General features: G+C 71.1%; 22 protein-coding genes. 8 read left to right on the plus strand and 14 right to left on the minus strand.

Features of this window, described 5'->3' with window-relative positions; all coding sequences use genetic code 11:
• Positions 1 to 6: 6 nt before the first annotated feature.
• Positions 7 to 1,746 (minus strand): adenylate/guanylate cyclase domain-containing protein, encoded by a 1,740-nt coding sequence (locus tag P1V51_08600; GenBank protein MDF1563089.1) that lies wholly within the window; start codon positions 1,744 to 1,746, stop codon positions 7 to 9.
• 56 nt (positions 1,747 to 1,802) lie between these two features.
• Between P1V51_08600 and P1V51_08605 the strand changes: the two genes are divergently transcribed.
• Entirely contained in the window at positions 1,803 to 2,210 is a 408-nt protein-coding gene (locus tag P1V51_08605; GenBank protein ID MDF1563090.1) for a DUF6508 domain-containing protein, read from the plus strand.
• Positions 2,211 to 2,213: 3 nt separating this feature from the next.
• On the opposite strand, the gene P1V51_08610 is transcribed toward P1V51_08605, so the two are convergent.
• The 6 genes from P1V51_08610 to P1V51_08635 all read right to left on the minus strand — a co-directional run bounded on the left by P1V51_08610 (position 2,214) and on the right by P1V51_08635 (position 6,980).
• Complete coding sequence (locus P1V51_08610) at positions 2,214 to 2,387, minus strand: hypothetical protein (GenBank protein MDF1563091.1); 174 nt, start codon at positions 2,385 to 2,387, stop codon at positions 2,214 to 2,216.
• A gap of 78 nt (positions 2,388 to 2,465) precedes the next feature.
• Entirely contained in the window at positions 2,466 to 2,939 is a 474-nt protein-coding gene (locus tag P1V51_08615) for a PaaI family thioesterase (protein MDF1563092.1), read from the minus strand.
• 61 nt (positions 2,940 to 3,000) lie between these two features.
• Entirely contained in the window at positions 3,001 to 3,579 is a 579-nt protein-coding gene (gene msrB, locus P1V51_08620; GenBank protein MDF1563093.1) for a peptide-methionine (R)-S-oxide reductase MsrB, read from the minus strand.
• 86 nt (positions 3,580 to 3,665) lie between these two features.
• The gene (gene msrB, locus P1V51_08625; GenBank protein MDF1563094.1) at positions 3,666 to 4,247 is read right to left on the minus strand and encodes a peptide-methionine (R)-S-oxide reductase MsrB; all 582 of its coding nucleotides are present in this window, start codon (positions 4,245 to 4,247) and stop codon (positions 3,666 to 3,668) included.
• 250 nt (positions 4,248 to 4,497) lie between these two features.
• On the minus strand, positions 4,498 to 6,180 hold the full coding sequence (locus P1V51_08630) for a cyclic nucleotide-binding protein (protein MDF1563095.1): 1,683 nt from the start codon (positions 6,178 to 6,180) through the stop codon (positions 4,498 to 4,500).
• Positions 6,181 to 6,221: 41 nt separating this feature from the next.
• Positions 6,222 to 6,980, minus strand: coding sequence for a redoxin domain-containing protein (locus P1V51_08635; GenBank protein MDF1563096.1), 759 nt, complete (start codon positions 6,978 to 6,980; stop codon positions 6,222 to 6,224).
• Positions 6,981 to 7,121: 141 nt separating this feature from the next.
• Between P1V51_08635 and P1V51_08640 the strand changes: the two genes are divergently transcribed.
• Genes P1V51_08640 through P1V51_08650 form a run of 3 tightly spaced genes read left to right on the plus strand, consistent with a single transcriptional unit; the run spans position 7,122 to position 9,872 of the window.
• Complete coding sequence (locus P1V51_08640) at positions 7,122 to 8,459, plus strand: TIGR00366 family protein (GenBank protein ID MDF1563097.1); 1,338 nt, start codon at positions 7,122 to 7,124, stop codon at positions 8,457 to 8,459.
• Between the two features lie 48 nt (positions 8,460 to 8,507).
• Entirely contained in the window at positions 8,508 to 9,206 is a 699-nt protein-coding gene (locus tag P1V51_08645) for a CoA transferase subunit A (GenBank protein ID MDF1563098.1), read from the plus strand.
• Between the two features lie 3 nt (positions 9,207 to 9,209).
• Positions 9,210 to 9,872, plus strand: a complete 663-nt coding sequence (locus P1V51_08650; GenBank protein MDF1563099.1) for a CoA transferase subunit B — start codon at positions 9,210 to 9,212, stop codon at positions 9,870 to 9,872.
• Between the two features lie 2 nt (positions 9,873 to 9,874).
• On the opposite strand, the gene P1V51_08655 is transcribed toward P1V51_08650, so the two are convergent.
• The 4 genes from P1V51_08655 to P1V51_08670 form a co-directional block, all read right to left on the minus strand.
• The gene (locus P1V51_08655) at positions 9,875 to 10,222 is read right to left on the minus strand and encodes a rhodanese-like domain-containing protein (protein MDF1563100.1); all 348 of its coding nucleotides are present in this window, start codon (positions 10,220 to 10,222) and stop codon (positions 9,875 to 9,877) included.
• 64 nt (positions 10,223 to 10,286) lie between these two features.
• Positions 10,287 to 10,856, minus strand: coding sequence for a hypothetical protein (locus tag P1V51_08660; GenBank protein ID MDF1563101.1), 570 nt, complete (start codon positions 10,854 to 10,856; stop codon positions 10,287 to 10,289).
• A gap of 26 nt (positions 10,857 to 10,882) precedes the next feature.
• Positions 10,883 to 12,604: a hypothetical protein gene (locus tag P1V51_08665; protein ID MDF1563102.1), complete on the minus strand. Its 1,722-nt coding sequence runs from the start codon at positions 12,602 to 12,604 to the stop codon at positions 10,883 to 10,885.
• A gap of 172 nt (positions 12,605 to 12,776) precedes the next feature.
• Positions 12,777 to 13,979 carry a pectin acetylesterase-family hydrolase gene (locus tag P1V51_08670; GenBank protein ID MDF1563103.1) on the minus strand — a complete coding sequence of 401 codons (1,203 nt, stop codon included), beginning with the start codon at positions 13,977 to 13,979 and terminating at the stop codon, positions 12,777 to 12,779.
• Between the two features lie 129 nt (positions 13,980 to 14,108).
• On the opposite strand from P1V51_08670, the gene P1V51_08675 reads away from it, so the two are divergent.
• Positions 14,109 to 14,585, plus strand: a complete 477-nt coding sequence (locus tag P1V51_08675; protein MDF1563104.1) for a hypothetical protein — start codon at positions 14,109 to 14,111, stop codon at positions 14,583 to 14,585.
• Positions 14,586 to 14,619: 34 nt separating this feature from the next.
• On the plus strand, positions 14,620 to 18,801 hold the full coding sequence (locus P1V51_08680) for a hypothetical protein (protein ID MDF1563105.1): 4,182 nt from the start codon (positions 14,620 to 14,622) through the stop codon (positions 18,799 to 18,801).
• Here the strand turns inward: P1V51_08680 and P1V51_08685 are convergent.
• The 3 genes from P1V51_08685 to P1V51_08695 form a co-directional block, all read right to left on the minus strand.
• Positions 18,743 to 19,789, minus strand: coding sequence for a fatty acid desaturase (locus tag P1V51_08685; GenBank protein ID MDF1563106.1), 1,047 nt, complete (start codon positions 19,787 to 19,789; stop codon positions 18,743 to 18,745). The genes P1V51_08680 and P1V51_08685 overlap by 59 nt on opposite strands.
• Before the next feature lie 110 nt (positions 19,790 to 19,899).
• Positions 19,900 to 20,739 (minus strand): hypothetical protein, encoded by an 840-nt coding sequence (locus P1V51_08690; protein ID MDF1563107.1) that lies wholly within the window; start codon positions 20,737 to 20,739, stop codon positions 19,900 to 19,902.
• On the minus strand, positions 20,736 to 21,053 hold the full coding sequence (locus P1V51_08695) for a hypothetical protein (GenBank protein ID MDF1563108.1): 318 nt from the start codon (positions 21,051 to 21,053) through the stop codon (positions 20,736 to 20,738). Before P1V51_08695 ends, P1V51_08690 begins: the two co-directional genes overlap by 4 nt.
• 165 nt (positions 21,054 to 21,218) lie before the next feature.
• Between P1V51_08695 and P1V51_08700 the strand changes: the two genes are divergently transcribed.
• The gene (locus tag P1V51_08700; protein MDF1563109.1) at positions 21,219 to 21,824 is read left to right on the plus strand and encodes a hypothetical protein; all 606 of its coding nucleotides are present in this window, start codon (positions 21,219 to 21,221) and stop codon (positions 21,822 to 21,824) included.
• 290 nt (positions 21,825 to 22,114) lie between these two features.
• Positions 22,115 to 23,890, plus strand: a complete 1,776-nt coding sequence (locus P1V51_08705) for a fatty acyl-AMP ligase (GenBank protein ID MDF1563110.1) — start codon at positions 22,115 to 22,117, stop codon at positions 23,888 to 23,890.
• Positions 23,891 to 23,920: the final 30 nt, after the last annotated feature.

Here is a 23,920-nt window from a genome sequence, read left to right on the forward strand (position 1 = left end):
TTCAGGTCATCTCTCGCCTCCCGGGTTGCTCTCGCGGCCGGCCTTCCGGGCCAGCCACGCCTGCTCCTCGGGGTACCCCGGGTGCTCGGGCGGGAAGGGCGGGAAGCCCATCCGGTCCATCAGGCGCCAGTAGCCGTCCTGGTCGCGGAGGGCCTTCCACTCCGGGTCGTCGAGGGTCCGCGCGGTGAAGGGCAGGATGCGCAGCCAGACGAGGTGGAACTCGCGGTTGGCGTGGGCCTCCTCCAGGAGCGCGAGGGCTCTCTCGGGCTCACCCAGCTCCAACCACACCTGGGCGAGACCGGTCCGGGCCACGGTCTCTTCCTTCGACAGCACCTCGAGGCGCTCGAGGCGCTTGCGTGCCTCGTCCTGGTGGCCGAGGGCGGCGTGGATCAGGGCCAGCATCAACTCGGTGTAGGGGCGGCCGTGCCAGGCCTCCTCCAGCTTCTCTGCCCAGGCCAGGGCCTTCTCCAGCTGTCCGCGCTGGCACATGGCCCCCACCACCAGCGAGTCGAGCACCGGGATGGACCTGGGGTCTTGCTCCAGCAGGCGCAGGAGCATCGCCTCGCCCCGGGCGTGGGTCTCGGCGCTGAAGACGTAGACGCTGGCGATGCCCCGCCCGGGGGGCTCTCCCTCCGGGAGCCCGGCGACCACCTCGTCGACGAGGGCGGTGGCCTCCCGGAAGCGGCCCTCGTAGGTGAACAGCCAGGCCAGGGTGACCTTCGCGCGCTGGTGGGTCGGATCGAGGGCGCTGGCCTTCCGGAAGTGCTCCTCGGCGGCCTCCCACTCCCAGTCGTACATGCTGGCGAGATCACCGAGCTTGAGGTGGGCTTCGGCGAGGTCGGGCTCGAGGGTGAGCGCCTTCTGGGCCGCCCGGCGGGCCAGGGGCACCTTCTCCCTCGCCTCGGCCAGGCCCCAGCCCGCGTACATGAGGTAGGCGTCGCTCAGGGCGAGCCAGGCCGGGGCGTGGTCGGGGGCGAGCTCGACGGCGTGCTCCAGCTTGCCCACCGCCCGGTCCACCGCCTCCTTGGTGTTCACCGAGAGCATGGCCTGAGCGGCGGCGATCGCCTCGAGGGCCGCGGCGTCGACCTCGGGCTCGGTCTCCTGCATCCGGGCGCCGCCCACCCAGAGGATGAGGGTCGCGGCGAGGGAGAGCGCCCCGGCCAGCCCCCAGCGCCGGCCGCTCGCGGCGCTCCGCGTCTTCGTCTCACCCGCGTCATCCTCCAACAGCGCCTCGCCGGGGACGAGGCCGTAGAGGAGGAGAGGTGCGCGGAGGTTCTTCAGCTCCCGGACCTCCCGCCAGGCGATGCTCGCCCGCACCTTGCGGCGGATCTGCTGGAAGACGGCGGCGGTCACGCAGAGGCCTCCCACCGGGGCCAGGGGCTCGAGGCGCGCGGCGATGTTCACGGTCTCGCCGAAGAGGTCCCCGCCCTGCTCGGTGACGTCCCCCACGTGGACGCCGAGGCGCACGGCGATGTGCTCCCCCTCCGGCCGGCCCTCGTTGTGGCGGGCCAGGTCGGCCAGGACTCCCAGGGCGCACTCCACCGCGGCGAGCGCGCTGGGCAGCTCGACCATGAAGGCGTCGCCGATGGTCTTGATCGTCCGGCCCCCCTGCTCGGCGATCCGCGCCTCGAAGATGGCGTTGTGCCGCGCCAGCTTCTCCAGCGTGCCCTGCTCGTCGTCGTCCATCTGACGCGAGTAGCCGTGCATGTCGGAGAAGAGCACGGCGGCGAGGCGCTTCCCATCCATGACGGACATCTTGGATCAGGGTCCGGGGGGACTTACAACCATCCCGGGAGGATCCCATGAGCCAGAAGACCCGCCTGCCCGACGCCGAGGAGATCGCCGCCCTCGTCGCCTTCCTGCCCGTCTTCGAGGCCGAGGGCTTCGTGCCGATCCCCAACTGGCACGCCGCGCGGAACGAGGGCGGGGAGGCGACCTCCTTCCCCTGGCCGATCTACGATCCGGCGGTCGACGCGTTCTTCCGTCTCGCCGGGAAGGAGCCCTGGTGCGACTACGGCTACCGCCCCGAGGTGGCCGGCGAGCTGCTGGCCGACCTCGAGCGGGTGGGGCGCGCGACCCTCGAGGAGGTGAGGTCGATGATCACCTTCTGCGTGCGCGGCGAGCGCTTCTGCGACGGGCACTGGGGAGGGCTCATCGAGGACGGCCGCCTCCAGCGCCTGCTGCGCCGCCTCGCCGAGCTGAGCGCCTGACCCTCAACCCTGGTGGTAGGGTCGCCCCTCGTGGACGAGCTCGAAGTCCGCGTCGAAGACGTAGGCCAGGGGCGGGTCGTCGTCGGTCTCCGAGGCCGCGTCGTCGGCGTAGGTCCGGGCCTCGGCGAGGGTGGCGAAGTCCTGGTGCGTCCGGCGGAGGTCCGCCTCGAGAACCATCACCCGGTACCCGCCCGCCGCGATGGGCCCGATCGCGCGGGCGGCTTCCTGCATCGACGCCGTCACGACACCGCCGGGTCAGCGCAGGAAGCGGCGCATCTGATCGGTGAGGTCGGCGCCGACGATGCGGGCGGCGGTCTCCTCGTCGGGGACCACGAAGTTGATCTTGGCGGAGGCGCGCTGCTTGCCCTCCTGGACCAGCTTGGCCCGCACCACTACGGTCCGGCCCTCGTCGCTCACGATGCGGGCGCTCGCCCGCAGGGGCACGCCGACCCGCACCGGCAGGTAGTAGCGCACGCTCATGTGGGTGGTCAGGCCCATGCAGCCCGCCAGGGCCCCGAGGGCCCAGCCGGCGATCTCGTCCATGAGGGTGGCCTGCAGCCCGCCGTGCAGCACGCCGGGGGGGCCGTCGTGGCCGGCCTCGGGGGTCCAGTCGGTGAAGACATCGTCCCCCTCGCGGAAGAACTTCAGCCGCCAGCCGCGCTCGTTGTGGGGTCCGCAACCGAAGCAGACCTGCTCCTCGCCGAAGAGGTAGGGATCGAGTGGCTCCATGGGCGCCACTTCCAAGCAGGGGAGGGGGGGCACCGTCAAGGGCTCGCCCCGCCCGGCTCCGCTACTCGTCCTTCTGGCGGCGCGCCTCGGTCCGCTGCCACTCACCCTCGGCCTCGAAGGTGAGGGCGATGGAGTTCAACGAGTGGCGCAGCCCGCTCGGGGCCGGTCCGTCCTCGTAGGCCCAGCCCACGTGGCCGTTGCAGCGGGAGCAGCGCAGGTCGTGGCGGGTCTTGCCGAAGGCGGTCTTGGTGTACTTGTCGAGGGCGTCCGGAGCGGCGGGCTCGGAGAAGGAGGGACGGCCGTCACCGGCGTCGTACTTGCTCTCCGAGTGGAAGAGGATCTGACCGCAGGCCCCGCAGCGATAGACGCCCTTCTCGTGGTGGTCCCAGTAGGCGTTGGCGAAGGCCCGCTCGGTCTTGCGCTCGCGCAGGACCTGGTACTGCTCGGCCGAGAGCCGCCGGGCCCACTCCCCCTCCGAGAGATCGATCTTCCCCTGCTCGGGCAGCGGCTTGGTGAGGCTGCGGCTGGTCGCGGTGTTGGCCGAGGCCGAGGGCACGAGCCCCAGGGCGAGGCCGAGCCCGAGGACGACGAGCAGCCGTCCGACGTGGTGCGTCAGGGAGGAGGGAGCGTGGTGGAGCATCGGAGCAGGCGCATCATAGCCACCGAAACGGAATTTTCCACCCCGATCCCCTTTTGGGGGCGGAATCTCCCGACCCGGTTTGGAGCCTAGCGGCTGGCGAGGAGCCGCCAGCGGCCCTTCTGCCGGTCCTTCTCGCCCTCGAAGACCAGGGCGATGGAGTTCAGGGAGTGGCGCAGGCCGGTGGGGGCGGGGCCGCCGTCGTAGACGTAGCCGAGGTGGCTCTGGCAGCGGGCGCAGGTGACCTGGACCCGGGCCCGGCCGAAGCCCGGGACGTAGCGGGCGTCGATCGCCTCGGGGTGGATCGGCCGGGTGAAGGAGGGCCAGCCGGTCCCGGCGTCGAACTTGTGGCGGGAGTGGTAGACGACGTGCCCGCAGCCGGCGCAGCGGTAGACGCCCTCCTCGTGGTTGTCCCAGTAGGCGCCGGAGAAGGCGTGCTCGACCCCACCCTCGCGCAGGAACTTGAACTGCTCCTCGGTGAGCCGGTCCTTCCAGGCCTCCTCCGGCAGCACGACCTTGCCGCGAGAGGGGAGGGGGTCCAGCTCGACCCGGGTATCACCACCGCCGGCGCTGGCGCAGCCCGCCATGGCCGGGATCAGGAGGCCCAGGAGGGCGAGGAAGGTGAGGAGGGAGGGCAGCTTCTTCGACCGGGGGTGACTCGTAGCGCTCATCGGGGACCTTCAGCGTCAGGAGGAGGGGTTGTCCTACACTTCCTCACTTGTACCCCTGCGGTGGGCTACGTCGATTTTTCTGCCCGGAAACGGTCTAAGTCCTCGGAACCAGGATCCGCCTCGCCGTGCACGTCCACGTACACGTACACGTGCTCGGTCTTTCCCGAGGCTTCCGTTCGTGAGGACCGGTACCCGGGAGACCCCGTGCACGTTCACGTGGACGTGCACGTGTACGGGTCTGTCCTCGCGGTCAGTACCGGAAGGTGGACCCCCCGATGAACTCCCGGAGCAGGCTCGTCGAGGGCACGGCGTCCGGCAGGATCGGCACGATGGGGGTGAGCAGCTCCAGCAGCCCGTGGGCCCGCACCCGGGAGGGATGCGAGCGGGGCACCTCGAGCAGGTAGCGCCAGGCGAAGGTCTTGAGGACCCCCAGCTCGAAGACGAGGGAGGAGTCGAAGGTGGCGTGGGCCCGGTGGGCGTGGGGGAAGATGTGCCGCTCCTCACCCCGGCGGACGCTCGGCCAGCGCTCGATGGTCTCGGCGGCCATGGTGCCGCGGTAGCGGCGATCCCGGATGATCCGCCGCAGGAGGCGCAGGTCCGTGGTGTGCATCCGGTGCTGGTGGTCCCGATCCGGCGGCGAGACGGCGTTGACGTAGAGCCGGAAGCAGCTCTCCTGGGGCAGCTCGCGGGTGAGCTCGGGGTTCAGGCCGTGGATGCCCTCGATGAGCAGGATCTGCTGGGGCTCCAGGACGAGTGGGCGCCAGGTCTCCTTCGAGGCGGGGCGCTCGTTCTTGAAGTCGAAGTGGGGGACCCGGACCTCCTCGCCCCGCTGGAGGGCGGCGAGGTGGTGCTGGAGGAGCGCGAGGTCGAGGGCCTCGAGGGCCTCGAAGTCGTACTCGCCGCTCTCGTCCCGGGGGCAGTCGACGCGGTCGCGGTAGTAGTCGTCGAGGCCGATGATCACCGGCTCGATGCCCGCGACCTTCAGCTGGAGGGAGAGGCGGCGGACGGTGGTCGTCTTGCCGGCCGAGGAGGGGCCGGCGAGGGTGACGATGCGCACCGTCTCGCGCTTCTCGGCGATGAGCGCGGCGATGTTCGCCAGATCGCGCTCGTGGCGGGCCTCGGTGATGCGGATGCAGTCCTCGATGTCGCCGTAGAGGATGTGGTGGTTCAGATCGCCGATGGTCGCGACGCCCACCTGGCGGTTCCAGGCCCGGTGGATGTTGGTGATCCGCAGCAGGTGGTGGTCGTCCTCGCCCAGCTGAACCGGGGTCTCCTCCGGCCAGCGGACGATCAGGCCGTTCTCGACGGCGGTCACCTGGAGGGCGCCCACCCTCCCGGTGCTGCGGGCGACCACCCCGTACTTCAGGTCGTGGTAGCTGCCGAGGGTGAGCACCGGGACGGTGGCCTCGGGCCAGGCCGCCAGCAGCCGCTCACGGCTGGGGTGCCCGGGGCCGAGGAGGGCCTCGGCGGCGTCGAGGGAGAGGAGCTGGCTCTCGAAGCGCAGGTCGGCGTCGACCAGCGAGGCGATGCTGCGCTCGAGCTTGCCGGCGAGGTCCTCGAGGGCCTTGCCGACGATGAGCACGCCCTCCTCGTCCCGCACCCGGAAGCGCTGGCCGCTCGGGAGGGAGGGGCCGATGGAGACCTCGACGTCGGGCGCGGCGCGCTCGGCGGCGGCCAGGAAGAGGTAGCGCGCCGAGAGGGAGAGGACCCGCCGGCCCGTCGCCCGGGCCTGATCGACCGGAGCGACGGTGGCCGAGGAGGCCAGGGGGGTGGCCAGATCGTAGAGGTGATTGTCGACGGTGGCCGCCACCACCTCGGGGCCGAAGGCGCCCGCCTGGGCGAGGACGTCTGCCGCCAGGGTGCCCCGGGGCACCTCCAGCGAGCTCTCACCCACGCGGACCCGGATGGTGGGGCCACTCTCGCTCGATGTCATCCTGACAGGCTAGACCGATTCCAGCCTGGCCCGAAAGCGCTCTAGAGGTCCGTCACCTGCGAGGCCAGCCTCCGGACGATGTCGGCGGACTCGAGGATGGGCTCGCCCCTCTGCACCAGGCAGGGAACCTGGAGCTTGCCGGTGAGCTTCTCGAGGGCCTGGGCGTCGGTCTCCCGCTCGGTGATGTTCCGCAGGGGGAGGCTCGCCTCCAGGTGCAGGTTCACCCGCGCGTTGAGGGCGACCTTCGAGAAGCCGCAGCCGGTCTTCACGAAGAGCTCGCTGCCCGCCGGTAGGCCCGCGGGGGCCGGGGCGTCCTCGAGCTTCGGCGCGTAGTCCGCGTCGAGCTGCTGACAGAGCTCGAGCAGGCCGCCGATGTCCCGCTCACCCGCGGGGGTGACGGACTCGGACCAGACCACCGTCCCGCCGGCGTCGATGAGCACGGTCGCCCGGTCGGTGATTCCCCGGTCGACCAGGTAGAGGCCGTAGCTCGCGGCCACGGCGCCCTTCGGGTTGAAGTCCGAGAGGAGGGGGAAGGAGATGCCACCCAGGTCGTGGGCGGCCCAGTTGGCGTGGGAGTGGACGCTGTCGATGCTTGCACCCAGGACCTGGGTGTGAGCCGCCGTGAAGGCCGGGAGAAGGGCCTCCAGCGCCGGCACCTCGCGGCTTCAGGTAGGGGTGAAGTCGAGGGGATAGAAGACCAGCAGCACGTGCCGCTTGCCCGCGAAGTCCTCGAGGGCGACGGTCCGGCCGAGGTGGTCCTGGAGCCTGAAGGCCGGGGCCTTCTCACCGGGAGCGATCATGAATTCCTCCAGGGAGGGAGAGCAGGGGAGCGTCGCTCCGGCACGATCGCGCCGGAGAACCACAGTCATAGGCCGGAGCGGAGCGCTTGTCCCGCCCCGGCGTCGGTGACCCCCCCGGGCCCTCGTGGTAGCCCTTCCTCGATGATCTCCAGACTGGGAAAGGTCCTGAGCCACTGGGCCGCGCGCTTGGTCCCGGATCCCTTCGTCCTCGCCCTGGGCCTCACCCTCGCGGTGGGCCTGCTCGGCCTCGCCCTCACCGGCGGAGAGCTCTTCACCGTGGGCGCCGGCTTCGTGAGCGGCTTCTCCTCGCCGGGGCTGCTCGGTTTCGCCCTCCAGATGTGCCTGGTGCTGGTCACCGGCCACGCCCTGGCGCTCTCGCCCCCGGTGCAGCGCGCCGTGGCCCGCCTGGCCCGCCTGCCCCGCTCGGCGGGCAGCGCCGCCCTGATCGTCGCGGCGGTGGCCTGCCTGGCGGGCGTCGCCCACTGGGGGCTCGGGGCCATCGTGGGCGCCTTCCTGGCCCGGGAGATGGGGCGCCACGCCGCGGCCCGGGGGTTGAAGCTCCACTATCCGCTGCTCGGAGGCGCGGCCTACTCGGGCCTGGCGGTCTGGCACGGGGGCTTCTCGGGCTCCGCGCCCCTGAAGGTGGCCGAGGCCGGCCACTTCACCGAGGCGATCGTGGGGGTGCTGCCCATCACCGAGACCCTCTTCTCGCCCCTCAACCTGGTGGTCACCGGCGCGCTGCTGCTCCTGATCCCGGCGCTCTACTACGGGCTCACCCCCCGGGACGAGGCCGAGCTGGTGGCGCCCGACCTGCCTCCCTTCGAGGAGGAGGCCAGGGAGCGCGAGCCCATCGACAGCGTGCCGGCCTGGCTCCAGGAGAGCCCGCTGGTGGGGGTGGGCGCCGGCGCCGCCGGCCTCGCGTTGCTGCTCGCATTGATCGTCACCGACCGGCTGGGCCTCGACCTCAACTCGGTGAACCTCTTCTTCCTCTTCCTCGGCCTCGCCCTGCAGGCGCGCCTGCGGCGCTACGTCGAGGCCGTGGCGGACGGCGCCCGCGGGGCCGGCGCGATCATCCTCCAGTTCCCCTTCTACTTCGGCATCCTCGGCATGATGAAGGCGTCGGGGATGATCGACTGGATCAGCGAGACCATGGTTTCGATCGCCACCGCCTCCACCTTCCCGACCCTCGCCTTCCTCTCGGCGGGGCTGGTGAACCTGCTGGTGCCCTCGGGCGGCGGCCAGTGGGCAGTGCAGGGGGAGATCCTCCTCTCGGCGGGCAAGGCCCTCGGCGTGGCGCCGGGCACCACGGTGATGGCCTTCGCCTACGGCGACGCCTGGACCAACATGCTCCAGCCCTTCTGGGCCCTGCCCCTGCTCGGGATCATGGGGCTGAAGGCCCGGGAGATCATCGGCTACACCGCCGTGGTCTTCCTCCTCATGGCGCTGGTCGTGCCCGCGCTGCTCCTGCTCATGGCCTGAAGCGGCCGTCGTTGACAGCCTTCCGGGCCCCCTCTATGGGATCGCCCCATGAACAAGGTCTTGAGCTCCGCGAAGGAGGCTGTGGCCGACATCCATGATGGCGTGACCATCATGTCCAGCGGCTTCGGTCTGTGTGGCAACCCCGAGAACCTGATCCAGGCGCTGCTCGAGAAGGGCGTGAAGGATCTGCACATCATCTCGAACAACTGCGGCACCACCGACAAGGGGCTCGGCGTGCTGCTGGCCGCGGGGCAGGTGAGGAAGATGACCTCCTCCTACGTGGGGGAGAACGCCGTCTTCGAGAAGCTCTTCCTCTCGGGTGAGCTCGAGGTCGAGCTCAACCCCCAGGGCACCCTCGCCGAGCGCATCCGGGCCGGCGGCGCCGGCATCGGCGGCTTCTATACCCCGACCGGCTACGGCACCCAGATCGCCGAGGGCAAGGAGACCCGCGAGATCGACGGCAAGATGATGGTCCTCGAGACCGCGCTCCACGCCGAGTTCGCCCTGGTGAAGGCCTGGAAGGGCGACAAGTCGGGCAACCTCGTCTACCGCAAGACCGCCCGGAACTTCGCGCCGATGATCGCGACGGCCGGCAAGATCACCATCGCGGAGGTCGAGGAGCTGGTCGAGGTCGGCGAGCTCGATCCGGATCAGATCCACACCCCCGGCATCTACGTGCAGCGCATCATCAAGGGCGAGAAGTACGAGAAGCCCATCGAGCAGCTGACCCTTTCGGAGAGGAAGTAAGCGATGGCCCTCACCCGCAACCAGCTCGCCGAGCGCATCGCCCACGAGCTCGAGGACGGCTTCTACGTCAACCTCGGCATCGGCATGCCCACCTTGATTCCGAACTACGTCCCCGAGGGGAAGACGGTCATCCTGCAGTCCGAGAACGGGATGCTGGGCATCGGTCCCTTCCCCTTCGCGGGGGATGAGGATCCGGACCTCATCAACGCCGGCAAGCAGACCATCACCGAGCTGCCCGGCACCTCCTACTTCTCCTCGGCCGAGTCCTTCGCGATGATCCGCGGCGGGCACGTCGACATGTGCGTCCTCGGGGCCATGCAGGTCTCGGGCAAGGGCGACCTGGCGAACTGGATGATCCCCGGCAAGATGGTGAAGGGGATGGGCGGCGCCATGGACCTCGTCGCCGGCTCGCGCCGGGTCGTGGTCATGATGGAGCACGTGGCCCGCAACGGCGCGCTGAAGATCCTGAACGAGTGCGACCTCCCGCTCACCGGCGTGGCCTGCGTCCACGAGATCGCCACCGACCTCGCGTGGATGAAGATCACCGACGAGGGGCTGGTCCTCACCGAGCTCGCCCCGGGCGTGACGGTCGAGGAGGTGCAGGAGAAGACCGAGCCGAAGCTCATCCTCCACCCCGAGCTGCGGGAGATGAAGGTCTCCGTCTGAGCCTAGCGAGGGTAGCGGGCCATGGCGCCGAGGTTGTGCACCTTGGTGTAGCCCGCGGCCTTGAGCGCCTTGGCAGCCACCGCCGAGCGGCTGCCCGAGAGGCAGAAGACGACCACGCCCCGCTCCTTGGGGCCGACCTCGGCCATGCGCTTCTGCAGATCGTGGACCGAGATGTTGCGGGCGCCGGGCAGGCTGCCCACCGAGAACTCGTTGGCCGAACGCACGTCGAGGAGGAGCGCGCCCTCCTTGGCCAGGCGGGCGGCCGCGGCCCCGTCGATGTCCGGCCGCTGGCTCATCTTCAGGAGGAGGAAGAGGGCCACGACGACGCCGATGATGATCCAGGGTGTCATGAGGGGGTGGGGTAGGCCCCGGCTCGCACGAAGTCAAGCGAGGGCCTGGCCGCCGGGCCTCGCCCTAGTGGCTGAAGCGCACGTCGTCGAAGGCCGCCAGGCTCGCCAGGGGATCACCGGGGTTGGAGAGGATCTCCCAGGTGAAGGTGACGGTCTGACCGGCCAGGTGAGAGACGTCGTGGGTCGCCTGGTTCCACCCCTCGGAGTCGGTCCTGCAGAGGCGGGCGTTCTGCAGGATCACCGCGCCGTTGGCGTAGAGGGAGAGCTGGTCCCAGTAGGGTGGGTCGCAGATCTCATCCGAGTAGAGGTAGATGAAGTAGTCGAGGCTCACCGGCGCCGCCGGGACGATGACCGTCTGGGAGAGGCGCGCGACGTGGCGGTCGTCCTGGGCGTAGCCGATCCAGCCGACCATCGTGCCGGAGACCGCGACGCCGCCGAGGGAGGAGGCCGGCACGATCAGGCCGGCGGGCTCCTCGACCCAGCCGACCCCCGGGCCCTGCTCGAAGTCCCCGTTGACGAAGGCCGTGGTCGGCCCGCCGCCGCCGCCGCCTCCACCCCCGCCGCCCCCGTCGTCGGGCGAGGGGAAGCAAGCCGGGAGGAGCAGGGCGAGGGACAGGGCGAGCAGGCGTGACATGACGCCCCCCTATGGTTGGGTGGAGCCTACTGGCGGGTGCCGTCGAAGGTGCCGCTGACGACGTGCTGGTTGCCGGAGAGATCCAGGTGACCGGTCCACTGACCGGCGTCCATGTGCAGCGGGTGCCGCTGGCCGTCGTCGCCGTCGAGGTCGGCGATGCCGTCGAGGGTGAGGATCGAGGGGCCGCTGCCGGCCAGGCCGTCGATCTGACCGTCGATCTGGTTGGCGATGTAGCCCAGGCCGGCGTCGCAGGAGGCCTCGAGCTGGGAGGCGGGGATCTGCACCAGACCCAGGTCCAGCTGGCCGTCGGCGGCGCCGTCGGAGGCCTCGATCTCACTGGCCACGGCCTGGCAGTCGATCACCGAGCGCAGGAGGTCGTGGGTGGTGGTCGCGCCGTTCCCGGCGATGTCGGGGTAGACCAGGTTGGTGAGCACGACCCGGTAGAGGCCCACGAAGGGGATCTCCAGGTCGTGCGAGGGGACGATCAGGCGGGCGTCCTCGGCGACCTGCACCGGGTAGAGGGCGCGGGTCTCGGGGAGGCCGGCGGCCGCGAGGTCGACGGTGTGGGGCTGCCCCTTCCAGACGAAGCGGGCGGCGTGCCAGAGCTCGTCGGACTGCAGCTGACCGGTCGCGCTGGTGGGATCCTGGGCGATGACCATCGTCGCGTCGACCCCGAACTGGGTCACGAGGCGGGCGGCCTCGCCCACCCGCTGGAAGAGGCCCTGCAGGCCGGCGGGGATGACGTCCACGAGCAGGTCGTCGACGAGGGAGATGACCATCTCCTCGATGGGGCCGAGGCTGAAGCCGAGCTCGGTCTGGATCCACCCGACCAGGTAGCGGGCGGGATCGTCCGGATCGTCGAAGAGCTGATCGAGGACGGAGAAGACGCCGCCCAGATCGCCCGGCAGCGCGTTGCCGAAGTCGAAGCTGTGGGAGACCGCCCAGGTGCCGGTGGCGTCGAGGCCGAAGGGCAGGAGGCGGACGACCACGCCGCCGTTCTCCTCGGGGGCGAGGACGAGGCCGTCGACGCAGCCGGAGGCCATCTCGGCGCCGGTCTGGGTGCCCACCGCCACGACGGTGAGGGGGACCTCGGTCTTCACGCGGGTGAAGAGGAGCGAGCTCTGGAGATCGGGGAGGAGCTGATCGCCGAGGGGAGCGAAGCTCTGACCGGCCTCGATGCCGGCGCAGTCGATGCCCTCGGCCACGGTCACGCTCACCTCGTCGACCGGCCAGCGGGCCTGCGAGGCGTAGAGCACGCCCACCCGCAGGGTGGCGGGGAGGGGCTCGACCACGGCCGGCTCGATGATGGTCAGGGGGAACTCGGCCTCGCCACCCAGGGAGTGGACGGCCACCACGATCACCTCACCGAGGCCCGGGCCGGCGTCGAGCTCGGCGGCGGCCAGGCCGTTCTCGCGGGTGAGATCGAACTCGGCGGTCAGCTGGGCCTCGCCGGTGACGGTGCGCAGCTCGAAGCGGACCACCTCGGCGGCCATCGGCTCGTCGTCGCGCAGCACCTGGAAGGGCACCTGAACGTGGCTGCCCGCCTCGGCCTCGAAGACGCCCTCGTGCGTCGCCACGATCTTCCAGACCGGGCCGTCGACGGGATCGAGGTTCGTGCCCTCACCGCCGCCATGCAGCTCGGAGTAGGGCGCAGGCACGACGTTCTCGCTGCCGCAGCCGCCGGCGAGCGCGAGGACGGTGGAAGCAGCGATGGCGAAGAGGAACTCGGCGCGAAGCAGGCGAGTCATATCGAAAAACCTCCGGTCGGCCGCGGTGCATCCGCAGGCCACCCCCGTTCGAATTCGCGCGCTGTATACAGATGTAGGACAAGGTATGCAAGTATCCCACGCCTGACATCTCGCGTGAGAAAAAGGGGCCGTGAAGACGGCTACTTGCGAGATCCGCCCGGTCGCGCGACCCCTAGGGGCCGACGCTCTGCCAGGCCGGATCGTGGGCGACGAGGGCCCCGATCCAGGTGTTCAGATCGACGCCCTCCACGCTGTGGCCGCCGGGGTTCGAGCCGAGGAAGGTGTGGAAGTCACCGCGCTCGTAAAAGGACGCCGCGTTGCTGTGGCCGAGCATGACCCGGTCCCGCAGATCGATCAGGCCGGCCTCGAAGTCGGCGGCGGGCATGGTGGCCGGCCGGCTGCAGTCGGCGCTGTAGCCGTAGGAGAAGAAGGTCCGGATGGTCTGATCGCCGGTCGAGGAGAGCAGGCCGAGGTTGCTCCCGGGATAGCGCTCGGCGAGGTAGGGCATGAAGTTCACGATGCCGCCGCCGTCGGCCCCGAAGCAGTCGGCGCAGTCGGCGGGGAGGGTGGCCTCGAGGTTCCAGAGGTCCTTCCACTGCGCCTGCAGGCAGGGCTTGAGGTAGTCGTCGGCCATCGGGGGGCCCGCGTCGTCGAGGAGATCGACGCGCGTGCAGCCGAAGGCCTCCTGCGTCTGGGGGAAGTTGAGCGCCGCGCCGAAGCCGCCGGCGCTCGAGCCGGTGAGGAGCACCTGGCTCGCGCCCTCGAAGGTCGGCACCAGGCGCCCGAGGGCCGCCCGGAAGTTGTCCCAGCCGATCTGCGTCCGGTTCTGGGCGCCGATGAAGGCCGAGCCGGCGTGGACGTCGCCCGAGCAGTAGGGGACGAAGACCATGTTCCAGTCGTGGACGGGGTTGGCGGGATCGGTCGAGTCGAAGATGCCGCGGTCCGCGTTGCTGCTCGCGAAGGAGGCGAAGTCGGCGCCGTCGAAGCCGTTCTGGTTGGCGACCGTGGCGCAGGTGAAGCGATCGAAGCAGGCGCCGCCCCCCTGCAGGTAGATCATCAGCTTGTCGGAGGCGGGGTTCATCCGGATCCCGAAGCCGGTCTGCGAGCCGTCCATGCAGCGGGACTCGGGCACGTCGACCCAGGTCCAGGCGCCGGCGGGCGCGGTCACCGGCGCGCCGCGCGTCAGGGTCGGATCCGGTTCGCACTGCCAGGCCACGCCGCCGTCGCCCCCGCCGCCGTCGGGATCGCCGCCGCCGTCGCTCGCGCCGCCGTCCGCGCCGCCGCCGTCCGGCTCGCCGGTCTCCACCGCCGGCCCGCAGGCGGCGAGGGTCAGGGAGAGGAGGAGGCCGGTGACGAGGGTCGCGGTGCGTGACATGGCGTGCAGCCTAGCGAAGTGGGGGAGGGATCGCCCGCCGATTTCCGAGACGTAAGGCCGCTTGATATCGTCAGACCGCCGGGCTTCCGGCGTCGCTGGTGGGCAACCCGGACAAGGAGGAGGCACCCCATGGGAATGGGCTCGGGCGGGATGGTCATCATCGAGATGCAGCGGCAGATGAAGGCCGCGCGCGGTGGTCAGGACCTCTGGGGCGGCCTCGTCTTCGCCCTCGGCCTCTACGGGCTCTTCGGCACCATCCTCCCGGTGCTCGGGTCCCTGATCCTGGTCGTCGCCATCGCGATCCGCGTGCGGCAGGACCACATCGTCTTCGGCATGATCGACGCCCTCGATCCGAGCGTGCGCACCTCCTTCCCCTGGAGGCTCTGGGCGCTCCTGCTCTCGGCGGCGGTCGTCGCGATCCAGCTCGGCACGATCGCGCTGCTCGAGCCCTGGCTCGTCGCCTACGTCGACACCGGCGCGGCGAGCGCGGCGCTGATGCTGGCCCTCGTCCCCGTCGGCCTCTTCGTCTTCGCGGTCGAGGCCTACTTCGATCCGGTCCGCCTCGGCCTGATCACCGAGTGGGTGCTGCGGCGCCGCCAGCGCTGAGGCTGGCACCGTCCCTGCAAAGACCTCTGCCCGAATGCTCCGATCAGCCAGGGAGCACCGGCACAGAGGGGCCGGTGCGTGGTGGGCTGCGCACACCTGTGCGCACCTTGCGTCGCGCCGGACGCTCCGGGGGGCGGCCCTCGCCCTGCTGCTCGGCGCGCTGGCGCTGCCGGCCACCCGGGCGGAGGCCGGGAAGGACGTCTACGCTCCCTGCCTCTCGCAGAAGCGCAAGGCGCGGCTGCAGCAGCTGACCCGGATGTCCCGGGACCAGGAGGCCTTCCGCCCCTCGGGGATCTGGCTGCCGCCCCTCTTCGTCTCCGACTCCACGCGCCGCTTCCGCTGGATCGGCGGCGTCTACGCCGACTACTCCGACCCCGAGGACGACACCTACACCCGCCTGGCCCTGCCGCTCCTGCTGCATGACTGCCGCCCGGGCTCACGCCTCCTGGTCACCCCCCTCTTCGGCTCCCGGCGGGACGAGGCCGGCATCGCGGGCGTGGTCGGGCCCTACTTCTATCGCCGCGACGCGCTGGCCTCGAGCGACGTGCTCTTCCCCCTGGTCTGGAGCCTCCGGGAGCGCGCGCGGCCGGAGGGGCCGGTGACCTGGCGCAACAGCGCCGTCGTCCCCTTCTACTTCGACTGGCAGCGGGACGACGCGCGCACGGTGCTGGTGCCGCCGCTGCTCTACGGCCGCAAGAGCGACGCCGCGGGCGTGGCGGGGGTGGTGGGGCCCTACTTCTACCGGCGCGACGCGCTGGCCTCGAGCGACGTCCTCTTCCCGCTGATCTGGAGCCACCGGGAGCGAGACCTGCCCGGCGGCCCCTACGTCCGGCGCCGGCTGGTGCTCGGCCCCTACTACCAGCAGACCGACCCCGGGGGCTGGAGCGCCGGGCTGCTGCCCTTCTGGATCGGCGGCCGCGAGGGCGAGCGGCGCTGGGACGTCGTGCCGCCCCTCCTGCTGCATCGCGAGGCCTGGCCCGGCCACCTGCGGGTGCGGGTGGCCCTCGCGAAGTACGAGCGTGACCCCGACGAGTGGCGCTTCTCCCTGCCGCCCCTGATCTGGGCCGGCGGGGACGGCAGCGAGAGCTACGCCCTCGGTCTCCCGGTCTTCGCCGACTGGCACAAGCGGGACCGCTTCCGCTTCACCCTGGTCGGCCCCTTCTTCCGCTACCACCGGCCCCTGCGGGGAGGCGACGCGGAGCAGGAGGACCACCGCCGGTGGGCCGCCGGGATCGTCCCCCTCTGGATCGGCGGCCGCAAGCGCGCCCGGCGCTGGGATCTCGTGCCCCCCCTCCTGATGTGGTGGGACCGCGGCGGCCGGGAGACGACCTTCACCGCCCTGGGCTCCTGGTACCACCGCGACGATCGGGGCTTCACCCTGGGACTGACGCCGCTGGTCTACGTCGCCCGCCGCCCCGAGCGGCAGCACACCCTGGTGCTGCCCTTCTTCGGCCACCTGCAGGGCCCCGACCGGGAGACCACCTTCGTCGGGCCCTTCTACTCCCACCACCGCGACGGCCACTTCTCGGCCGGCGCCTTCCCGCTGTGGATGGCCTGGGGCGGCGAGGGCCGGCGGGTCGACGTGCTGCCGCCGCTCTTGACCCTGCGGCTCTCGGAGGACGGGGGCGAGCGCGTCCGCTTCTGGTCGGTGCAGAGCTGGTACTTCAAGGACGGCGAGGACTTCCGCGCCGGCTCCTTCCCCTTCTTCTTCGCGAAGAGGGAGGGGCGGCAGCACTCCCTCTTCATCCCGCCGCTGGCGACCTACCACGGCGGCGACGGCGAGGAGGAGACGACCGTCGTCCTGGGCTCCTGGTACAAGAAGCGCCCCAACGGCTTCTCCCTCGGCCTGACGCCGCTCCTCTTCGCCGGGCGGGAGGGCTCGCGGCGGCACTTCGTCCTCTTCCCCCTGGCCTGGGACTTCGACGACGGCTGGACCCGCACCACCCTGGTGCTCAACACCTTCTACCAGCGCCGGATCGACGGCTGGCGGGCGGGCTTCGTGCCCCTCTACTTCGGCGGCAAGACCGGGCACCGGCGCTGGGATCTGGTGCCGCCCCTCTTCATCCACCTCGCCCAGGGCGAGGGGCCCGAGCGCAAGGACAGCGTGCTCTTCGGCCCCCTCTACCGGCACCGCATGGCCCAGGGCTGGCACGCCGGCCTCGCGCCCCTCTACTTCGGCGGGCGGCACGCCACCGGCGGCTACGACGTCGTGCCGCCCCTGCTCCTGGCGCGCTGGCGGGACGAGCAGGGCACCCGCCTCTGGTTCGCCAACACCTGGTACCGCCACCGCCCCGACGGCACCTTCTCCTTCAGCAGCTTCCCGCTGGCCTTCGCCGGCCGCACCGAGCACCGGCACTGGCTCTCGATCCCGCCGCTCCTCTTCCACCACTCGGGGCGCGAGGGCGTGGAGCGGACCCTGGCCGGGCCCCTCTACCTCTCCCGGGTGGGCGAGAAGCGCACCCGCGCCCTCTTCCCCCTCTTCTTCAGCCGGCGCACCCCGGAGATGCAGCTCGACCTGGCCCTGCCCGGCTTCTACCGCTACCGGGACGCCGAGGGGTGGGAGGCGGGGCTGCTGCCCCTCTGGGCCGGCGGGCGCAACTCGCGCCGCAGCTTCCACATCATCCCGCCCCTCTTCGCCTACTGGCAGAAGACCGAGGACGAGCTGCGCCTGGGGTTGCTCAACACGCGCTACGTGAAGCGGCCCGACGGACATGCGCTGACCGTCTTCCCCCTCCTCTTCGAGGGCCGGCGAGGGGACCGCCACCACCTGGTGGTGCCGCCCCTCCTCTTCGACTTCGCCTCGCCCGAGCGGCGCCTCACCGTGGTGGGGCCCTTCTACCGGGCGCGCAGCGAGAGCGGCTGGCGGGCGGGCGTCTTCCCCCTCTACCTCGGGGCGCGCACCGACGAGCGCTCGACCGATCTGATCCCGCCCCTGCTGACCTGGCGCAACGTCCACGCGGGGCGCACCTCGCTGGTGGTGGGCCCCTTCTACCGGGTGAAGGACGAGGCCGGCTGGAGCGGCGGCCTCTTCCCCCTCTACTTCGGCTCGCGCAACGAGCGCTTCGACTACGACCTCGTCCCCCCGGCCCTCTTCTACCGCCGGGTGCAGGGGGAGGACGCGACCCTGGTGGCCGGCCCCTACTTCCGCCTGAAGCGGGGCGAGTCGGTCTCGGGCGGGCTCCTGCCCCTCTTCCTCCACGGGCGGGAGGGCGAGCGCCGCTGGACCCTCGTGCCGCCGCTGCTGGCCTACCACTCCCGCGAGCCCGGGCGCTCGACCTTCTGGATGCTCAACACCTGGCACCGGCGAAGGGGCGAGCGGGTCTCCTGGGGCTCCTTCCCCCTCGTCTTCGCCCGGCGCAGCCCCGAGGCCTCCTCCCTGACCCTGCCGCCCCTCCTGATGCACTTCGGCCGCACCCCCGAGGGGAGCACGACCTGGGTCGGCCCCTTCCTCCACCACCGGCGCGGCGAGCGCTCGACCACCGTGGTGGGGCCGGCCTTCCTCCACCGCCGCGGCGGGCGCTGGAGCGCGGGGCTGGCGCCGGTGCTCTTCGCCGGGGGAGGGGAGGGCCACGCCCACGCCTACCTGCCGCCGATCTTCTTCTACCGGCAGCGGCCGGACCGCTCGCGGCTGACCCTGCTGCCGCTCCTGCACTACCGGCGCGACGCGGACGAGGCGACCCTCTACACCCCGCTGGCCTACTACCGCAGCCACCCGGAGGGGCACGCCTTCTACTCGCCGGTGGCCGTCTCCTACCGCAACGGCGATCGCTTCCTGCACTCGGTGGTGGGCCTCTACTGGCGCGGCGCCGGCCCCGACCTCGCGGCCACGGTGGTGGCCCCCTTCTACTGGGACCTGCGCTTCCCGGGCAGCGGCACCCGCTTCCGGGCGCTGGCGCCGATCTACTGGAGCTTCCAGGGCGAGCAGGAGGAGACCCACATCCTGCTCAACATCGCCTGGTCCAGCGGCGTGGGGCCCAAGGGGCCCTCCTACAGCTTCCGGATCGTGCCCCTCTTCTCCTACCAGCGCTACCACCCCGATCACCTCAAGTGGCAGGTGCTCGAGGGGCTGGCCGGCTACGAGCGCGAGGGCGAGCGGCGGCGCTACCGGGCCTTCTACGTCTGGACCCGCCCGACCGGGGGCGAGGTGGCGAGCGAGCCTAGGCCGCCTTCAGGCTCGGAGCCTCCGCCGCCGGTGGAGGCAGCTCCCGCAGGCTGACCATCCTTCCCGAGTCCGCGTCCCAGACGTCGAGCTTCAGGCAGGCCCACACGTCGGCGAGCCGCCAGGAGGTGCGGCCGGGGCTCTGCAGCTCGGGGATGGCCTCCATCGCGTCGCGCAGCCGGTAGAAGGGGATGCGGTGGTTGAGGTGGTGCACGTGGTGGTAGCCGATCTCGCCGGTGAACCAGTGCATCAGGGCGCTCATCTCGAAGAGGCTGGAGCTCTTGAGCGCCGCGTGGGTGTAGTCCCAGTCGCGCCGGCCCTTCAGCTCGATCTCCGGGAAGTTGTGCTGGGCGTAGAAGAGGTAGCTGCCCGCGGCGCAGGCGACGGCCAGCGGGATCACGCCGCCGAAGAGGGCCGCCTGCCACCCGCCCCAGGCGAAGAGGCCCGCCAGGATCGCGGCGTGGAGCGCGAGCGCCACCGGGCCGCCCCAGTGCTGCTTCGGATCGCGCTTGAAGGGCGCGACGCACATCCCCAGGGCGAAGAGGGTGAGGTAGCCGGTGAGCATGGTGAGGGGGTGGCGCACCAGGCGGTAGGCCTTGCGCTGCTTCTCGCTCATGCCGCGGTACATCGCCGCGGTGACCACCGGGTAGGAGCCGATGGCGGAGCCGACCAGCTTCGCGTTGTGCTTGTGGTGGTAGTTGTGGGTCTCGCGCCAGACGCTCGGCGGGGCCAGCACCAGGAAGCCCACCGCGCTCATGAAGGCGCCGCCGAGCCTCGAGTCCACCCAGATCGCCCGGTGCAGGTAGTCGTGGAAGAAGATGAAGGCCCGCACCGTGCACAGGCCCGTGAGGATCGCCGCGGCCAGCCGCGCCCACCACTGGGGCAGGAGCAGCGCCCCGAGCCAGCAGAGGAGCAGCACCGCCAGGGTGGAGAACCAGAGCCGCCAGGTGCGCGCCCGCTCGTCCACCGCGAAGGCCTTGGTGGCCTTGTTGAGCTCGGCGCCGCTGCGCATCTCGGTCACGGACGTGTCGCTGGCGTCGCTCATGCGTGCTCCCCTCGGCCGGATGGCCCCCGCGATCCGGCGGGGGCGTAACTAGCGCCCGGGAGCGCATCTCGCAAGCACGCGAAAGGTCTGACCCTTTCGCCGGGCTGCCTTCAGTTGGAGGCCGGGGCGGGGATCGCAGCGAGTTCCTCTCCGGCGGGCTTCGCGCGATCCTTCAGGGTCAGGAAGAGGGCGACGAAGGCGAGCTCGGCGAAGACCGAGGTCACCACCACGCCGAGGCAGAAGGCCAGGAGGCCCAGGAGGGTCAGCGGGAGGAAGACGAAGGCCCGGCCGCGTTGACCGTGGACCAGGCGCCAGGAGTTCCGCATCGCCTGCAGGGCCCCGACCTCGTCGTCATCCGCCAGCTCGAGCCCGGCGAACATGAACCCCATGGCGACGTAGGCGTAGGGGACGATCGCGAGCAGGAGGCCAATCCCCAGGGCGACGACGGCTCCCGGAGCGAGGGCGTCGCCGCCCTCCAGCGCTCCTGCCGGCAGCTGGGACATCACCAGCTGCAGTAGGCCGTGGTGCCAGGCCGTCAGCGGGAGGTCCAGCACGAGCCAGAGGGCGAGGGTCTGGAGGGCCACCTTCGGGAGCTTGTGGGACTGGCCGAAGAGGGGCCGCAGCGTGGTCTCGCCCTCCCGGAGGAGCTCGAGCATCATCACGTAGAAGCCCAGCTGCAGGACGCCCTGGGCGATCCAGCTGGCCAGCGAGGTCCCGGTGCCCACGACCTGGTAGAGGAGCTCCGGCAGCTCGGTCTCCGGCGAGCGCTGCAGGTTCTCGAAGAAGCGCAGCGCCGCCCGCTCCAGCGCGGCGTCGATGAAGATCATCGCGACGCCCATCAGGAGGGCGGCCAGGAGCAGGCGCCCCCACTGGCGCCGGAAACGCTCCCAGGAGAAGGCGTCGACCGCGCCGATGCTCCAGCTCTCGGGTTCAGGAGGGAGGTGGGTCATCGCCCCGCCCTCCGCGCCCGCGCCTGGATCTCCCAGCGGACGATGCCCAGGAGCACCCGGGCCTCCTCGAGGCGCTCCCGGGGCACCCGCAGCTCGCCGGGCTCGCCCCAGAGGGTGAGCGGGAGGCCGCGGGCGTGGAAGGCGATGCAGACCGCCTCCTCCTCGGCCAGCCCGCGCAGGGTCCCGAGGTGGACCAGGGTCTGCGCGGGGACCGTCCCCCCGACCGAGAGCCGGGGGTGGCCCGCCCGGCGCGCCCGGCGCGGGAGGGGAGGGGGCCGCAGGGGCTGATTCGGGGCTCCGGGCTGGTTCGGCATCACGCACCTCCCACGCTGACTTCGGGTTCAACCCTTCCTGCGCAGGGGGTCCCGGGAACCCGTAGGAGGAAATCCAGCCGCCCTCCTCGAACTTCGAATACCCGTGCTACTGAAGCGTCCCAGAGCGCGGCGGGTATCCACCCCGAAACGACGAGAGAACCTTCGATGAAGCTCACCCACCTCTTCCTCGCCCTCTTCCTCCTCGGCCTCACCGGCTGCCCTCCGGCCGCCATCGAGCGGCGGATCGACCCCTCCTGGGTCGGCACCCCCAAGGCCCGGATGACCGGCTACTTCGTCACCAGCGGCGCGGCCCCCGGCGGCGCCTCGACCGAGAGCGTGCCTCACGGCATCCGCCACGACACGGTCATCGACGAGGCCACCCTGGCCCTGACCGAGTCCGGCCAGACCTGCTTCGACGTGGTGGTCCGGACCTGGTCCGGCGAGGACGAGCCCCTCGAGCAGCTCACGCCGACCTGCACGGTGCGCGACCGGCCGGAGCCGGCGGTGGTCGAGGGCGAGGTCATCGCCGTCCACGATTACAGCGTGATGGGCTCCCGCGAGGTCTTCAGCCTCGAGGGGATCGCGCCGGGCAAGTTCCTCGGCATGTCCCTCTCCGAGCCCGAGGAGAAGACCTTCCGGGTCATCGAGCGCGGCGGCCGCCTCTGCTGCGCGATCAGCGCCTCGGGGCCGGTGGAGCTGCGCCTCACCAGCGAGCGGATGCAGTTCGCCGGCTACCGGTACCAGATCGCCTGGTCCTGGCGCACCCGCTAGCGGACGCTCTCTCCGGCGCGACCGAACCAATTCGGGCTTGATTCTCCATGTGCCCGAAAGGTCTTACCAATTGGGGAAATGGCCCGATTTCGGCCTCCTCCGGCGGATAGCTCACAGGTGATCTGGACCCCTTCCCGGGGGGCCTCGATCGGCCTGCCGCGGCGCGTTGGATTGTCCTGGCAAAACGCGATCTCGATGTGCTATGTGGCGCGCCCTTTTGCCCGGGGGGGCAAATTGGTCAGACGAATCGCGGTCTTAGGGCAACACGCGCCGCGACGGAGGATCCACCCATGAAGGCAGCTCATGCGACCCTCGCCGAGGCCGTCGAGAAGATCGGCGAGCTTCATCCGGAGAACGGTTTCACCTTCCAGGACCTCAAGGGTGCGGAAACGACCTACAGCTTCCCACACCTCGCCGAGCTGACCGCGCACCGCGCCGCCGGCCTGCAGGCGGAGGGCCTGAAGAAGGGCGACCGCATCGGCCTGATCGTCGTCGAGCCCGAGGACTTCGTCATCACCTTCCTCGCCGCGGTGCGCGTCGGCATCATCCCGGTGCCCCTCTATCCGCCCCTCTCGCTCGGCGGCCTCGACGCCTACGCCGAGAAGACGGCCAAGATCCTCGACTGCGCCGGCGCGAAGATCCTCGTCGCCTCCGCTCAGCTGCAGAACGTGCTCTGGGGCATCGTGGGCAAGGTCCCCTCCCTGGACAAGCTGCTCAAGGTCGAGACCCTGGCCGAGTTCCGCGGGACTCCCGAGAAGGTGGAGGTCGGCCCGGACGACATCGCCTTCCTGCAGTACACCTCGGGCTCCACCTCGGATCCCAAGGGCGTCATCGTCACCCACGCCTCGCTGAAGGCGAACTCCGAGGCCATCATGGGCCCCGGCCTGAACGCGACCCCCGAGAAGACCGTGGGCGTCTCGTGGCTGCCGCTCTACCACGACATGGGCCTCATCGGCTTCGTGGTGGCGCCGATGTTCTGGGGCGTGAAGGTCGTCTTCATCCCCACCCTGCGCTTCCTCAAGCGCACCAGCGTCTGGATGGAGACCATCCACCGGCACCGCGGGACCATCTCCTTCGCGCCCCCCTTCGCCTTCGCCCTCGCGGCTCGCAAGGCGAAGCCCAGCGATCTCGAGAAGTGGGACCTCTCCTGCGTCGAGGTCCTCGGCTGCGGCGCCGAGCCGATCAACGCCGAGGCGATCCGGCACTTCAACGAGGTCTTCGGCCCGGGCTGCGGCCTCCCGAAGACCGCGGTGCTGCCCGCCTACGGCATGGCGGAGGCCACCCTGGCGATCTCCCTCAAGCCCCTGCGAGACGAGATGAAGACCCTCGTCGTCGACGCCGAGGCCTTCCAGGAGGAGGGCAAGGTCGTGGCCGCCAACGGCGGCGCCACCATCGAGCAGGTCGCCTGCGGCAGCGCCTTCCCCGAGCACGAGATCTCAGTGAAGTGCCCGGAGAAGGGCGAGGTGCTCGGTGAGGGCCTCGAGGGCGAGATCTGCGTGAAGGGCCCCTCCGTGACCCCCGGCTACTTCGAGAACCCGACGGCGACGGCGGCCACCTTCAAGGGTGGCTGGCTCCACACCGGCGACCTCGGGTTCATCAAGGACGGTCAGGTGTACGTGACCGGCCGCCTCAAGGACCTCATCATCCTCAACGGACGCAACATCCACCCCCAGACGCTGGAGTGGGCGGCCGCGGAGGTGGACGGAGTCCGTCGAGGCAACGTGGTGGCCTTCTCCCGGATGGGAGACACCACCGAGGAGGCGATCGTGGTCCTCGAGACCACCTCGACCGAGCACGATCGCATCGCCGAGCAGGTGAAGGCCGAGATCCAGCGGAGCGTGGGGGTTCCGGTGGCCGAGGTCATCTGCGTGGGTCGCGGCATCCTGCCCAAGACCTCCTCGGGCAAGCTGCAGCGCCGGCGCACCCGGCAGCAGTTCCTCACCGGCAAGCTCGGCACCGAGGGCAACCGCGTCGCCGGGAGCCGGGCCGGAAAAGTAACGCTTGCACGCCACGTCGCGCGGTCCTTGATCACCCGCGCGCGCGCTGCGGCGCCCTCCTTCCGATAATCGCGAACGAACCACGAGAAGACTGCACGA

It is taken from the genome of Deltaproteobacteria bacterium (genome assembly GCA_029210625.1).
Taxonomy (GTDB): Bacteria; Myxococcota; Myxococcia; order SLRQ01; family SLRQ01; genus JARGFU01.